This window comes from Acinetobacter wanghuae, from assembly GCF_009557235.1.
In the GTDB taxonomy this organism is placed as follows: Bacteria; Pseudomonadota; Gammaproteobacteria; order Pseudomonadales; family Moraxellaceae; genus Acinetobacter; species Acinetobacter wanghuae.
Window position 1 is genome coordinate 1 of sequence record NZ_CP045650.1, and the last position, 14,571, is coordinate 14,571.

The window sequence follows — 14,571 nt, forward strand, 5'->3', positions numbered from 1 at the left end:
CCAATCTTCTTATTTGAAGAAATTATGTTGAATTTGCCATGACAGATGTGGATAACTTAGTTAGAATGGCGACCCGCTTCTGATAGCGGTATATGTTTTACAACTCAATGGAATGAAATAGGGGATTCACATGCTTTGGACAGAGTGCTTAAATCGCTTGCGACAAGAGCTATCTGGAAATGTCTTTACAATGTGGATTCGGCCATTAGTTGCTGAAGAATTGACAGACACCCTCCGACTGTATGCGCCTAATCCGTATTGGACGCGTTATATACAAGAACATCATTTAGAACTCATTTCTATTTTGGCAGAACAATTGTCAGAAGGGCGTGTGCGTAAAGTCGAGATTTTAGTTGATTCTCGACCAGGTGCTATTTTATCGTCAAGTGAACAACCTGCGACCACAACAGCTGCTCTGGATTCAACGCCAATGCCTGTGACTGCACCAACCCCACGTCCACGTAAAGAAAAAGAAGAAACGATTAAAAACAGCCGAAAGCGCCAGCTTAATCCGCTATTTACCTTCTCATTATTTGTCGAAGGTCGTTCAAATCAAATGGCAGCAGAGACTTGTCGGAAAGTCCTTACGCAATTGGGTGCCTCGCAACACAATCCATTATTTTTATATGGGCCAACAGGTTTGGGTAAAACGCATTTAATGCAAGCAGTAGGGAATGCATTATTACAAGCGAAACCAAATGCGCGTGTCATGTACATGACCGCTGAAAGTTTTGTACAAGATTTTGTCAGCTCTTTACAACAAGGTAAAGTTGAAGAGTTTAAGAAAAATTGCCGATCTTTGGATTTGTTGTTGGTTGATGATATTCATTTACTTGCAGGTAAAGAAGCAAGTTTGGTGGAATTTTTCTATACCTTCAACGCATTATTAGATGAATCAAAACAAATTATTTTAACATCAGATCGCTATCCAAAAGAATTAACTGAACTCGATCCACGTTTGGTTTCTCGTTTTTCTTGGGGATTATCGGTTGGTGTTGAGCCGCCTGATATTGAAACACGTATCGAAATTTTGCTGAAAAAAGCAGAAAATAGTGATGTGGATTTACCACGTAATTGTGCTTTGTTTATTGCACAGCAAGTGGTTGCCAACGTTCGTGAATTAGAAGGTGCATTGAACAAGGTTGTCGCGATTTCACGTTTCAAAGGTACATCGATTGATTTAGATGTCGTGCGTGAATCACTCAAAGATGTTCTTGCGATTCGTGCACGCACCATCAGCACTGAAAATATTCAGCGTGTCGTAAGTGAATATTTCCGTATTCCACTGAAGGAAATTGTAGGACCAAAACGGACGCGTATTTATGCTCGTCCTCGTCAACTGGCAATGGGCTTGGCACGTGAACTGACAGGTGATAGTTTCCCTGAAATTGGCATGGCTTTTGGTGGTCGTGATCACAGTACAGTTATGCACGCGTGTGAGAAAGTTCAGAGTCTGCGTGAAGAAGATCCGATCTTCAATGAAGACTATAAAAACTTACAACGCTTGTTGCAAAGTTAAGCAAATCTGATCAAATTCTATTCTTGCTATGCGGCTTTTTTTGCCGCATAGTACACTGCTAAAAATTAATTTTTTCTATATTTATCTTCAGTTTTAGAGGAATGTACCGTGCGTTTAAAAATCGCGAAAGAAAGCTTACTGAATGTTCTCTCACATGTCGTAGGAGCGGTTGAACGTCGCCATACTTTAAATATTCTATCCAACCTTAAAATCCAAGTATCGCAAGATGCATTAACGGTGACAGGTTCGGATTTAGAAGTTGAATTGGTGGCAAGTACCACCTTAGCTGAAGGTGCGTGTCTGCAAGCCGGTGTTACGACTGTGCCCGCACGTAAACTCATTGATATCTGTAAATCATTGCCATCATCGGCATTGATTGATCTGCAAATTACAGATGATCAACGCTGCATTTTAAAATCAGGCAATAGCCGTTTTGTATTGGGTACTTTACCTGCCGATGATTACCCATTGCTTGCCAATGAAAATGCGCAAGGTACGCAAGTCATAGTGACTCAACGCGAGTTAAAGCGTCTGTTTGAAAAGACTGCTTTTGCAATGGCTGTTCAAGATGTGCGTTTTTATTTAACAGGTACATTACTTGAAATTGATGCGAATCAATTGCGCGCAGTGACTACAGATGGTCACCGTTTAGCACTTTGTGAAACCACAGCGCAATCTACGGCAACACAACCCATCCAGGCGATTGTTCCACGTAAAGCTGTGGCTGAATTACAGCGCTTGCTTAGTGTTGAAGATGAACAGTTGTCTTTACTGATTGGTCGTGAATTATTAAACGTGACCATTCAAGCACCAAGTCGTGATAAAGAGCAGGGTGATATTACCGTTCGTTTCACCACGAAGTTGATTGATGGTAAATTCCCTGACTATCGTCGTGTGATTCCACGTGGTGGTGATAAAGTTGTCATGATTGCACATGATGTATTTAAGCAATCGTTGCAACGCGTTGCGATTTTAAGTAATGAAAAATTACGTGGTGTATTCCTGAATTTTGATGCCGATTCTTTACAGCTTCGTGCTAATAACCCAGAGCAAGATGAAGCAATTGAAGACTTAGCAATTCAATATGCAGATTCACCTTTGGAAATGTCATTCAATGCACAGTACTTGATTGAAGTGCTTGGTGTGCTTGACGGTGATGATGTCTCTATGACCATGACAGAGGCAAATCAATCAGTATTGGTACAAGATCCTGCACACACCGATCAGACCTATGTTGTGATGCCGATGCGTGTCTAAATCATTTTCGATGCTGAATTAATTTATGCATATTACGCGTTTACATATTGAGCGTGTACGAAACTTAAAAACGGTTGCTCTCCAAGGATTGCAGCCGTTTAATGTTTTTTACGGCGCAAATGGTTCGGGTAAAACTTCTATTTTAGAGGCTATTCATTTACTCGCGACTGGCCGATCCTTTCGTACCCACATTCCTAAAAACTATATCCAGCACAGTACACAGGATGCGATTGTATTTGCGCAGTCTTTAACAGAAAAGATTGGTATGCAAAAAATGGCAAGTGGTGAGCAGCTAATTAAAGTGAACGGTGATTTGGTGGCTACTCAAGGGCAACTTGCTAAATTACTTCCTTTGCAACTGATCGATCCACAAAGTACCGACACTATTGATCATGGTGCCAAGCCACGACGACAACTTTTAGATTGGTTGATGTTCCACGTGGAACCTGAGTTTTTCCACGCTTGGCAATATTATGCACGTGCCTTAAAACAACGAAATAGTTTGCTGAAATCTAGACGTTCCTTAAGACTTTCTGATCTAGAACCTTGGAATCAGATGCTCAGTGAATATGGTGAGATTTTACATTCGCAGCGCGTGGGCATCGTGGAACAATGGAAACCTCTTTTTGAGCAAGATCTTAAAAAGTTGTTGCCTGATGTTCAGGTGAGTTTGGAATATAGTCCAGGTTTTCATACAGAGACGGGGTTGCTCAACGATCTCACTAATTATCATCAACGTGATGTGGATAGACGGCATACAGAATATGGTCCACATCGCGCTGATTTGCGTTTAAAGACCGATTTGGGTGATGCGGACGTGATCCTATCGCGTGGTCAGAAAAAGCTGCTTATGACTGCGTTAAAACTGTCGCAAATCGCAATGCTACATGCTTGTAATAAGGAAACTGTGGTATTATTAGATGATGTAACAGCAGAATTAGATTTAACCGCACAACAACGTTTAATTGAGCGATTGAGCCAGCTTGGTAGTCAAGTTTTTATTACCACATTAGACCATGAATCAGTACAAAAGCACCTACATGATTTGTCTATCTCATATCAGTTATTCAACGTTGAAAACGGTACAGTTCAAGTTGTTGTGCACTAATTTTCCAAGTTTGGATAGACCTATTTTTCACTAGGGAGAAACCATGAGTTCAGAAGATCAAGCTGCTTCTCAAACAGAACAAACCATTGAAAAGGCTTATGACTCCTCGAGCATCAAGGTATTACGTGGGTTAGACGCAGTACGTAAGCGTCCAGGCATGTACATTGGTGATACTGATGATGGTACTGGCTTACATCACATGGTGTTTGAAGTAGTCGACAACTCGATCGATGAAGCCCTCGCGGGACACTGTGATGAAATTTTAGTCACTATTCATGAAGATGAATCTGTGAGCGTTTCAGATAACGGTCGTGGTATTCCAACCGATATTCACCCTGAAGAAGGTGTGTCTGCAGCAGAGGTGATTTTAACCATTCTGCATGCCGGCGGTAAGTTTGACGATAATAGCTATAAGGTTTCTGGCGGTTTACACGGCGTTGGTGTTTCAGTGGTTAATGCCTTGTCTGAAAAACTGCTCTTGAGTATCCGTCGTGGTGGCAAATCGTATGAACAGGAATACCGCCATGGTGATCCAGTTTATAAACTACGTGAAACAGGTACAACCGATACCTCAGGTACAACCATTCGTTTTTACCCAAGTGCTGAAACCTTTAGTCAGACTATTTTCAATGTTGATATTTTATCGCGTCGTTTACGTGAACTGTCATTCTTGAATGCTGGTGTGCGTATTGTAATTCGTGATGAGCGGGTTAACTTTGAACATGTTTACGACTACGAAGGTGGCTTATCTGAGTTCGTTAAATATATTAACCAAGGTAAAACTCATTTGAATGAAATCTTCCACTTTACCACTCAAGCTGAGAATGGTATTGGGGTTGAAGTTGCATTGCAATGGAATGATTCTTATCAAGAAAATGTTCGTTGCTTTACCAACAACATTCCACAAAAAGATGGTGGTACCCATTTAGCTGGTTTCCGTGCTGCGTTAACACGTGGTCTGAACAGCTATATGGACAGCGAAAATATTCTGAAAAAAGAAAAAGTCGTTGTTTCTGGTGACGATGCACGTGAAGGCTTAACCGCGATTGTGTCAGTAAAAGTGCCTGATCCAAAATTCTCTTCTCAGACCAAAGAAAAACTAGTTTCAAGCGAAGTGAAAACTGCGGTTGAACAAGCCATGAATAAGTCATTCTCTGAATACTTATTGGAAAATCCACAAGCTGCTAAATCAATTGCAGGCAAAATCATTGATGCAGCGCGTGCGCGTGATGCAGCACGTAAAGCACGTGAAATGACGCGTCGTAAGAGTGCGCTTGATATTGCAGGTCTGCCAGGTAAATTGGCGGATTGCCAAGAGAAAGATCCAGCTTTGTCTGAATTGTACTTGGTCGAAGGTGACTCTGCGGGCGGTTCTGCAAAGCAAGGTCGTAACCGTAAGATGCAAGCAATTTTGCCGTTGAAAGGTAAAATCTTGAACGTGGAACGTGCGCGTTTCGACAAGATGATTTCATCGCAAGAAGTGGGCACACTGATTACTGCACTCGGTTGTGGTATTGGCCGTGAAGAATACAATCCTGATAAATTGCGTTATCACAAAATCATCATCATGACCGATGCCGACGTCGATGGTTCGCACATTCGTACGCTACTGTTGACCTTCTTCTTCCGTCAAATGCCTGAGCTTGTGGAACGTGGTCATATTTATATTGCCCAACCACCACTGTATAAACTGAAAAAAGGCAAACAAGAGCAGTATCTAAAAGATAACGATGCGCTTGAAACTTACCTGATTTCAAATGCGATTGATGAACTTGAGTTGCATATTAGTGCTCAAGCACCGGCAATTCGTGGTGAATCTTTGGCAAAAGTCATTGCCGATTATCAAACCTCACAAAAGAGTTTGCATCGTTTAACCCTTCGTTATCCTGCAAGCTTACTTGATGGTTTATTGGCGCAAGATGGCTTTAAGCTTGATCAAGCATTTGACGAAGCTTATGTGCAGCAATGGGGCGAGCAGCTTCGTGCCAATATTGAATTGACACAACCAAGTTTACGTCCGGAATTAATGCTTGAAAGCTTCGAAAAAGAAGATGCTGACGGTAATAAAACCACGACGTATTGGCCACGTATTACCATCTATGTGCATAACTTGCCGCATGCGTATTTATTAGAATCTGGTCTATTGGGTTCAAGTGAGTATGCACGTTTGCTTAAAAACTCGCGTAGCTGGTTCACTTTGTTAGAAGAGGGTGCTTATTTACAAAAAGGCGATCGTAAGATTCCTGTAAATACCTTCCATCAAGTTTGGCAACAAATTATCACAGATTCACGTCGTGGCATGATGATTCAGCGTTACAAAGGTTTGGGCGAGATGAACGCTGAACAGCTTTGGGAAACGACGATGGATCCTGAAAACCGTAATATGCTACAAGTCACGGTAACAGATGCTATTGAAGCGGATCGCATGTTCTCTTGCTTGATGGGTGATGATGTTGAACCACGTCGTGCCTTCATTGAAGAAAATGCATTAAATGCAGATATTGATGCTTAATTTGCTTACAGAATGATCTGAAAAAAGCACCTTTCGAGGTGCTTTTTTTATGATATTGTCATTTAAGTCGTTCAAACTATACTCAAAATATGAGGCATATTCTCTTTTAATTATGTAATCAAGAGATTGAAATATTCTCGTTTTAAATCGATATCACTGTGTGAGGTCATTGAAATGGATAATGAGTTAGAGCAAATCCGTGACATTTGGATGGATGCATTTTTTGCAGGTCATTATGACGTACTACGTCGTTATGAACGTGAAGATTTTAAGGTGGTTTATGAGCAACAAGGTCGTGTTGAGAGCAATTACACACGCTATGATTTGATCGCGCATGCGGTGCAAAATGGGGTGTGGAAACCACAGATCCTAGATGTCGAATTTGAGAACTATGAGTTTAATCGCGATCAAACCGAATGCCATATTCAAATTGGGCTTGAGTCCTCAAAGCAAAAAATTCAAGAAATATGGCTATATGAAAATGAATGGAAAATTAGTGAGTTAAGATTTCTTAAGGATTAAAAAGAAAAATAGAATGATAAATACAAGAAAAGTAATTTAAATAAATAGCTCAAATACTAATCAATACTGTGGATAACTCCAAAGTTATCCATATTAATTATATGAAAAATAAAATATCATCCACATGCATAATTTAAATAATGATGGCATCTTTTTAAATTTAAAAATAAAATAGGCGCTATAAGTTTTTGTTTTGAATTTAAAATGAATGTTATAAATTTAAAAGCTTTTGATACGGTCTCTCATTCACGCTTATCAATTTTTTCATATATTTATCAGTCGTCTATGTGTTGTTTAATTTAAACTAAATAATAGTCGTGGAACATTAAATTATTATAATTTCTCTTTGTTTAGTGGTTCTACACACAGGTGTATCTACATAAAATTATTTAATATTTTTCTTTCGTTTTAAATGTATGTAGCAGTGCTCAATCTCAAAAAATAATTTTAAATGTTCAATTGATGAGAATCCTAAAATTAAAAAAAGCGTCCAATGGACGCTTTTTGATGGATTGCTTAAGGCGTTAAAATCACTTTTCGGCAATCTTCCTCACGCTTATCAAAAATTCGATAGCCTTCTGCTGCATCAGCGAGTTTCATGCGGTGGGTAATAATGACTTCTGGTGAAAGGTCGCCATTTTCAACAAATTCCAACAGTTGTGGTAAATAATGATGTACATGTGTTTGTCCCATCTTGAAAGTCAGACCTTTATCAAAAGCATCTCCAAATAAGAAACCATGAATTGGACCCGCATAAACCCCTGGGACACTCACAACGCCACCACGACGCACAGCTGCAATGCATTGACGTAGTGCGAAACCACTAGAACCTTCTATTTTTAAGTTGGTCAAGACGGTTTCGACCATACTGCCTTTTGCTTCAAAACCTACGGCATCAATTACAGCATCTACGCCACGATAGCCTGCCGTACGTTCAATAATAAAGGCGGCTGCATCGACTTCATCAAAGTTTACGGGAATTGCACCATAGGTTTGATGGGCAAATTGCAAACGATAAGCATGATGATCGACCATGAAAATCTGTTCAGCTCCAAGCATTTTTGCACAGGCTGCTGCCAATAGTCCGACAGGACCTGCACCATAAATCGCAACACTCGAACCACGTTGTACTTGCGCATTGGTAACCGCTTGCCATGCTGTCGGTAAAATATCGGTCAGGAATAATACTTTTTCATCAGGCAATGAGCCCGGTACTTTAAAGGGACCAATATTGCCTTTGGGAATTCGGACATATTCTGCTTGTCCGCCCGGTATACCGCCATATAAATGGCTGTAACCAAATAATGCTGCTCCCGGTGGAATTTGCTTTTTATTAATGATAGCACCACGTCCTGAATTGGTATTTTCACAGGCTGCAGTTAAGTCATGTTCACAGAAGAAACAATGACCACAAGCAATCACAAAGGGAATAATGACCCGATCACCTTTTTTAACAGCGGTCACTTCAGAACCGACTTCTTCAACGACCCCCATAAATTCATGACCAAAAATATCACCTTGTTCCGTCGCAGGAATTTTCCCGTGATAAAGGTGTAAATCTGAACCGCAAATGGCAGTCGCGGTTACTCTTAAAATAACATCATCAGCTTCTTGAATAATTGGATCTGGAACGGATTCAACTCGTACATCTCGAGTACCATGATAAGTCAGTGCACGCATATGGATTTCCTTTCTCGTTCAATATGAAATAGGCAGCCTCAAATAAGGCTGTTCCTTATGAATCTTGATCAGAGCTTTATGATGCATGCGAGTGCTGTAAATGAGTGTATAAAATGAGCACGACAACTGTTTAAAAAAATGCTTTATATGATGCTTTGGTAATTTTTCAATTCTAGCTTTTAGCTATCAATCATTTAGATTTATTTTTGTTGTTTAAATCATGAGAAAAATAGAGCAGATTCACCTTAATTCTTTTCATTGTTCTTCAGACATAAAAAAAGATGTGTGATATTCATCACACATCTTTAAATTTTAGATGATTTAAAAGTTAAATATTTTGAAAAGATTGCTCAAGATTTTCGAGTTCCATCATCATCTCTAACATGCTTTCTTCAGCTGCAGCGAGTTGATTTTTTAACTCAGTTTGTTCATTCATGAGTTTAAGTAAATCATCTTTGCGCGAGGCTTCGTACAATTCGCTATCGCCTAAAGCAGTTTCAATAGCTAATAAACGCGGTTGAATTTTAGCAATTTGCGCTTCAGTCTTTTCAATATTTTTACGAATCGGGCGGCTTAACTCACGTTGGCGCGCAGCCTCTTTACGCTGTGCTTCTTTATCAAGTTTTGAAATCGTGGTTTTGACTTCAACTTGAGATTTCACGGGTGCCGCCGGTTTTTGACCATTTTTGATCATCTCAATGCGGGCTTGACGTAACCAGTCTGCATAAGCAACCAAGTCACCATCAAATTCACGACTTTGACCGCCATGTACTAAAATCAGTTCGTCACAAACGCTCGCTACCAATTGACGTTCGTGCGATACCAGAACCACAGCACCTTCAAAATCTTGTAATGCCATCGTCAATGCATGGCGCATATCTAAGTCTAAATGGTTGGTCGGTTCATCCAAAATCAGCACGTTTGGACGTTTCCAAACAATCAATGCTAAGGCTAAACGCGCACGTTCACCGCCTGAGAAGCTTTCACTTGGCGTATCCATACGTTCGCCACTGAAACCAAAACTACCTAAGAACGCACGCAATGTTGCTTCACTGATTTTTTTGTCTGCAATACGCGCAAGTTGCAACATTGGACTTGCTTTACCATCCAACGCATCCATTTGATGCTGAGCAAAATAACCAATATTCAGTAGTTCAGAATCTTTGCGTGTGCCTTGCATGAGTTCTAAATCACCGACCAAAGATTTGATTAAGGTCGATTTACCCGCCCCGTTCATACCGAGTAAACCAATACGACTGGTTGGGGTGATTTGTAAATTTACATTGGTCACAATGAGTTTGTCGCCATAACCGATATCGGCATGTTCAAGCTCGAGCAACGGCGAACTCATTTTAGTGGGTTCACGGAAACTAAAGGTAAATGGCGTATCGACATGTGCAGCCGAAAGTTCCTGCATACGTTCAAGTTGTTTAATACGGCTTTGTGCTTGTTTAGCTTTGGTCGCTTGCGCTTTAAAGCGATCAATATATTTTTGCAAATGCGCACGTGTTTCTAATTGTTTTTCATAGGCTTGTTGTTGTTGAGCCAAACGTTCACTACGCGTACGCTCGAAAGTCGAGTAGTTACCGGTGTAAAGAATGAGTTCTTGGTTTTCAATATGTAAAATATGATCGGTAATGGCATCTAAGAAATCACGGTCGTGCGAAATGAGGACTAATGTACCCTCATACGCTTTGAGCCAATCTTCTAACCATAAAATTGCATCTAAGTCTAAATGGTTGGTCGGTTCATCAAGTAACAATAAATCTGAACGGCTCATGAGGGTACGCGCAAGGTTCAGACGCATACGCCAACCACCCGAGAAACTTGAAACATCAAGCTGAGACTGATGCTCAAAGAAACCCAAACCTGCCATCAATTGTGATGCTTTAGATGGTGCTGAATAACCGGAAATTTCATCAAATCGACCGTATAAATGTGCCAATTCATCATCGTTGAGTTGATCTGGATGATCCAATTTATGTTGGATTTCCCAATATTCTTCATCACCTGAAAGTACGAAATCAATCGCTTTCATATCTAGCGCTTTAATTTCCTGCGCCATATGTGCGACCGTCCATACTGGAGGACGTGTTAATGAACCACCATCTGACTCCATACCACCAAGTAACGCTGAAAATAGCGTTGATTTACCTGCACCATTGACGCCAGTAAGGCCAATTTTCCATCCAGGGTGTAACTGCATCGACGCTTTTTGAAATAAAACACGTCCACCGCGACGTATAGAAAGCTGATCTAACTGAATCATTGAAATATCTAAATGAGATGAATAGTGGCGCTATTCTAAAGGAATCAGATACGAAAATAAAAAATCAATGCTGTTTAATTCATAGACTGAATTTAATGATTGTTTTTTAAGCAATTTGCCTCTATAAATAAAATAGAATAATTACTCTATTCTTTATGTTCATTTGATTTTATAGTAATGACATACTTAAAAATAAAAACAGACGGACCACAATGAAAAAAATATTATTGATATTATCTGCATTGATTGCACAGACGAGTTTTGCCAAAGCAGATATTTGTGTTTTTGATTTACTTGGGAAATCGGGTGAATCTTATAAACTCATTGAAGAATGGGCGCTTGCAAGTAAGCAATGGGGCATGGAGGTGCGTCTCATTGCGTATCAAGATGAAGCCAAAGTTGATCAAGACTTTAAAGCAGGCAAATGTGATGGCTTTTATATGACTTCTATGCGGGCGCGTGCTTATAACAAGTTTGCCGGTTCAATTGATGCCATTGGTGGCGTGACAAGCAATGATATTGCAATGAAAGCCATTAGTTATGCATTAGATAAACGCAATAGCAAACGCCTAATCAATCAAGTTGGAAAAGATACATTTGAAGTTGCTGGTATTGGACAAATTGGAACAGCGTATATTTTTGTTCGTGATCGTGCCATGAATAAAATCGAACATATCGAAGGCAAAAAATTCGCAGTACTGCATTATGACTATGCACAAAAAGCTATGACTGATCGTATTGGTGCGGTGCCTGTGATGTCAGATATTTCTAATTTTATTAAAAAATTCAATCAAGGCGAAGTCGATGTGATTGCGGCACCAGCCTATGCATTTAAACCACTCGAAATTTCTAAAGGATTAGGCACGAAAGGTGGCATGATCAATTTTGCAGTGGTCAATGTCACTGCAGACTTAATTATTCGTCAGGATAAATTTGCGGAAGGCTTTGCGACTGCATCAAGAGCTTGGTTTGTGAAACAATTACCGAAAAGTTTTGCAATGGTAAAACGGATGGAAGCGGATATTCCTAAAAAATACATGATGAATCTGAGCCGTGAAGAAAAACTGAGTTATCAAAAAATTATTCGAGAGGGTCGAATTGAGTTAACCAAACAAGGTATTTATGACCCCATGATGATGACTGTACTTAAAAAAGCCCGTTGTACGGTTGAACGAACCAATTTTGAATGCTCAATTTCAGGTGAATAGCCTCAAAAAGTGTTTATCTTTGTAACACTTAAAGTCAAAATGTAATTATTTTATTTAGCTAAATATTTATAATATATTGATATTGAAGCATTTAAAAAATATATCGACTCCAAAATAAGTTGCACAAATAACTGGGTGGCATTTTAACTTTATTTTTTGGAGTAAAAGCTCTATTTTTTTTGGAGAAACTTGCTTAATATTTGAGGCGTGTATGGACCACACTCCCAAACAACAAGATTTTAAAGGAACACCAGAATGAAAAAAACGCTCCTATCTTTGGCTGCATTGACTGCAATTGGTTTAACCAATACCGCTCAGGCGGCAAAACTCGATATCTGTATTTTTGACTTGCTTGGTAAATCAGGTGAATCATTCCAAATGGCACAAGAATGGGCTTTGGCAGCAAAAGGTTGGGGGGCAGATGTGAACCTCATTGCACGCCAAGACGAAGCTGTTGCTGATAGTGACTTTAAGGCAGGTAAATGTGATGCTGTCTTTATGACTGCAATGCGTGCACGTCAATACAATAAATTTGTAGGTTCGATTGATTCACTAGGCGGTGCACCAAGTAATGCGATTGCACAACGTGCGATTACGTTCGCTTTAGACAAACGTAATGCTGCAAAAATGGTGACGAATTTAGGCGGTAAAAAATATGAAATCGCAGGTATTGCACCTTTAGGTTCAGCGTTTATTTTTGTCCGTGACAAAAAGATCGATTCCATTGAAAAGGCATCCGGTAAGAAATTTGCGGTATTAGGCTATGACGATGCACAAAAAATCATGGTGCAACGTGTTGGCGCTCAAGCCGTTCTTTCTGATGTCTCTAACTTTGTCGCGAAGTTCAATAATGGTCAGGTTGACATGGTCGGTGCACCGGCTTATGCCTATAAACCTTTAGAAATTTATAAAGGTTTAGGTACCAATGGCGCAATGTTCAACTTCCCAGTATTGCATGTCACTGTTGATTTTGTGATTCGACCAGAAAAATTCCCTGCAGGCTTTGGTCAAAAATCACGTGATTGGTTTGTGAAAAACTTACCGAAAAGTATTGCGATGATCAATCGCTTAGAAGGTGAAATTCCAGCGAAATACAAAATGAACTTAGCAGCTGATGAAAAATTAAAATATCAAAAAATGTTGCGTGATGGTCGTATGGATATGACCAAAAAAGGCATTTATGACCCAGCAATGATGAGTGTACTTAAAAAAGCACGTTGCTCTGTCGATAAAGCAAACTTTGAATGTTCAACTAGCGGCGAATAATTTGATTTTAAAAGAAAAAAGCTTAGATTAATCTAGGCTTTTTTTATATCACGACTGTCATCTGAGCCATTGTCATTGTGTTTAAACAGGCTAAGCTAAATAAAATTTTAGCGTCATATCATCGAATAAGAATAGAGATATGTACGTGTACTTCCAAAATAAAAATCATTGAATAAGGATAGAATTCGTATGAAATTAGCTTTAAAAACCCTCGTCATGGGAATGGGTATTGCTGCATTTTCAGGTATAACCCAAGCCAAGCAAGTCGTTTGTGTTTTTGATTTAGTGGGTAAAAATGGTGACGTGTATAGCGTCATGAAGGATTACCAACTTGCCGCTAAAAAATGGGGCGCGGATATCGAATTACGTGTAAATACTAATGAAGCAGTTGTTGCCGAAGACTTTAAAGCAGGCAAATGTGACGGGATTAGTGTCACAGGTATGCGTGGTCGTCAATTTAATAAATTTACTGGTTCTTTAGATGCCATTGGTGCGATTACCGATTTAAATTTGGCTGTCAAAGTCATGCAAGGTTTAGCAAGCCCGAAATTTGCGCCACAAATGGTACAAGGTAAATATGAAATTGCCGGTGTGATTCCGATTGGTGATGCTTACCTTTTGGTGAACGACCGCAAAATTAATACCGTTGCCAAAGCGGCAGGTAAAAAGATTGCAGTGTTAAGTTATGACGAAGCACAAAAAATTATGGTGCAACAGGTTGGAGCACAAGCCGTCAGCGCTGAGATCACTAACTTTGCCAGTATGTTTAACAATGGTCAGGTCGACATTATTGGCGCGCCTGCAGCCGCATTCAAGCCGCTCGAGTTACATAAAGGTCTAGGCACCCAAGGTGCAATTGTGAATTATCCAATTTTACAAGTAACGGGTAATATTGTGATTCGACCAGAAAAATTCCCAGCAGGATTTGGTCAAAAATCGCGAGAATGGATTAAAGGTGAATTACCGCGTGCTTTTAATATCTTAGGCAAAATGAAAGCGGATATTCCAAGTAAATATTGGATGGATGTGCCTGCAGCAGATAAACCGGGTTATCAAAAAATGATGCGTGACGCGCGTGTCGACTTAACCAAACGTGGCATTTATGACAAACGTATGATGAAATTATTATGGCAATTCCGTTGTAAGAATGATCCGAAAAACTTCGAATGTGCCTTACAAGATGAGAATTACAAGTAATCTTGATGGAAATACTCGGGATTGACTTTTAAT

The 14,571-nt window shown here is 39.7% G+C and carries 10 protein-coding genes; 8 read left to right on the forward strand and 2 right to left on the reverse strand.

What is annotated here, in order from left to right; translation table 11 throughout:
• Positions 1 to 130 precede the first annotated feature (130 nt).
• The 5 genes from dnaA to GFH30_RS00025 all read left to right on the forward strand — a co-directional run bounded on the left by dnaA (position 131) and on the right by GFH30_RS00025 (position 6,918).
• The gene (gene dnaA, locus GFH30_RS00005; RefSeq protein ID WP_153369972.1) at positions 131 to 1,519 is read left to right on the forward strand and encodes a chromosomal replication initiator protein DnaA; all 1,389 of its coding nucleotides are present in this window, start codon (positions 131 to 133) and stop codon (positions 1,517 to 1,519) included.
• Between the two features lie 108 nt (positions 1,520 to 1,627).
• Positions 1,628 to 2,776: a DNA polymerase III subunit beta gene (gene dnaN / locus GFH30_RS00010; protein WP_153369974.1), complete on the forward strand. Its 1,149-nt coding sequence runs from the start codon at positions 1,628 to 1,630 to the stop codon at positions 2,774 to 2,776.
• Positions 2,777 to 2,801: 25 nt separating this feature from the next.
• The gene (gene recF, locus GFH30_RS00015; RefSeq protein ID WP_153369976.1) at positions 2,802 to 3,884 is read left to right on the forward strand and encodes a DNA replication/repair protein RecF; all 1,083 of its coding nucleotides are present in this window, start codon (positions 2,802 to 2,804) and stop codon (positions 3,882 to 3,884) included.
• Positions 3,885 to 3,927: 43 nt separating this feature from the next.
• Complete coding sequence (gene gyrB / locus GFH30_RS00020) at positions 3,928 to 6,396, forward strand: DNA topoisomerase (ATP-hydrolyzing) subunit B (RefSeq protein ID WP_153369978.1); 2,469 nt, start codon at positions 3,928 to 3,930, stop codon at positions 6,394 to 6,396.
• A 174-nt stretch (positions 6,397 to 6,570) separates the two neighbouring features.
• On the forward strand, positions 6,571 to 6,918 hold the full coding sequence (locus GFH30_RS00025) for a hypothetical protein (RefSeq protein ID WP_153369980.1): 348 nt from the start codon (positions 6,571 to 6,573) through the stop codon (positions 6,916 to 6,918).
• 516 nt (positions 6,919 to 7,434) lie between these two features.
• Here the strand turns inward: GFH30_RS00025 and GFH30_RS00030 are convergent.
• Both GFH30_RS00030 and GFH30_RS00035 read right to left on the reverse strand, forming a co-directional pair.
• On the reverse strand, positions 7,435 to 8,598 hold the full coding sequence (locus GFH30_RS00030) for a zinc-dependent alcohol dehydrogenase (protein WP_153369982.1): 1,164 nt from the start codon (positions 8,596 to 8,598) through the stop codon (positions 7,435 to 7,437).
• Positions 8,599 to 8,926: 328 nt separating this feature from the next.
• The gene (locus GFH30_RS00035; protein ID WP_153369984.1) at positions 8,927 to 10,867 is read right to left on the reverse strand and encodes an ATP-binding cassette domain-containing protein; all 1,941 of its coding nucleotides are present in this window, start codon (positions 10,865 to 10,867) and stop codon (positions 8,927 to 8,929) included.
• Positions 10,868 to 11,079: 212 nt separating this feature from the next.
• On the opposite strand from GFH30_RS00035, the gene GFH30_RS00040 reads away from it, so the two are divergent.
• From GFH30_RS00040 to GFH30_RS00050, 3 genes are all read left to right on the forward strand, one after another.
• Positions 11,080 to 12,075, forward strand: a complete 996-nt coding sequence (locus GFH30_RS00040) for a putative solute-binding protein (RefSeq protein ID WP_153369986.1) — start codon at positions 11,080 to 11,082, stop codon at positions 12,073 to 12,075.
• Between the two features lie 255 nt (positions 12,076 to 12,330).
• Complete coding sequence (locus tag GFH30_RS00045; protein ID WP_153369988.1) at positions 12,331 to 13,341, forward strand: putative solute-binding protein; 1,011 nt, start codon at positions 12,331 to 12,333, stop codon at positions 13,339 to 13,341.
• A gap of 189 nt (positions 13,342 to 13,530) precedes the next feature.
• Positions 13,531 to 14,538, forward strand: coding sequence for a putative solute-binding protein (locus tag GFH30_RS00050; RefSeq protein ID WP_153369990.1), 1,008 nt, complete (start codon positions 13,531 to 13,533; stop codon positions 14,536 to 14,538).
• The last annotated feature ends 33 nt before the right edge of the window (positions 14,539 to 14,571 follow it).

Excerpts from the sequence above, each read along its gene's own strand:
- GFH30_RS00030 (WP_153369982.1), bottom strand. The coding sequence starts at position 8,598 with ATGCGTGCACTGACTTATCATGGTACTCGAGATGTACGAGTTGAATCC.
- dnaA (WP_153369972.1), top strand. The coding sequence starts at position 131 with ATGCTTTGGACAGAGTGCTTAAATCGCTTGCGACAAGAGCTATCTGGA.
- gyrB (WP_153369978.1), top strand. The coding sequence starts at position 3,928 with ATGAGTTCAGAAGATCAAGCTGCTTCTCAAACAGAACAAACCATTGAA.
- recF (WP_153369976.1), top strand. The coding sequence starts at position 2,802 with ATGCATATTACGCGTTTACATATTGAGCGTGTACGAAACTTAAAAACG.
- GFH30_RS00035 (WP_153369984.1), bottom strand. The coding sequence starts at position 10,867 with ATGATTCAGTTAGATCAGCTTTCTATACGTCGCGGTGGACGTGTTTTA.
- GFH30_RS00045 (WP_153369988.1), top strand. The coding sequence starts at position 12,331 with ATGAAAAAAACGCTCCTATCTTTGGCTGCATTGACTGCAATTGGTTTA.
- GFH30_RS00050 (WP_153369990.1), top strand. The coding sequence starts at position 13,531 with ATGAAATTAGCTTTAAAAACCCTCGTCATGGGAATGGGTATTGCTGCA.
- GFH30_RS00040 (WP_153369986.1), top strand. The coding sequence starts at position 11,080 with ATGAAAAAAATATTATTGATATTATCTGCATTGATTGCACAGACGAGT.
- GFH30_RS00025 (WP_153369980.1), top strand. The coding sequence starts at position 6,571 with ATGGATAATGAGTTAGAGCAAATCCGTGACATTTGGATGGATGCATTT.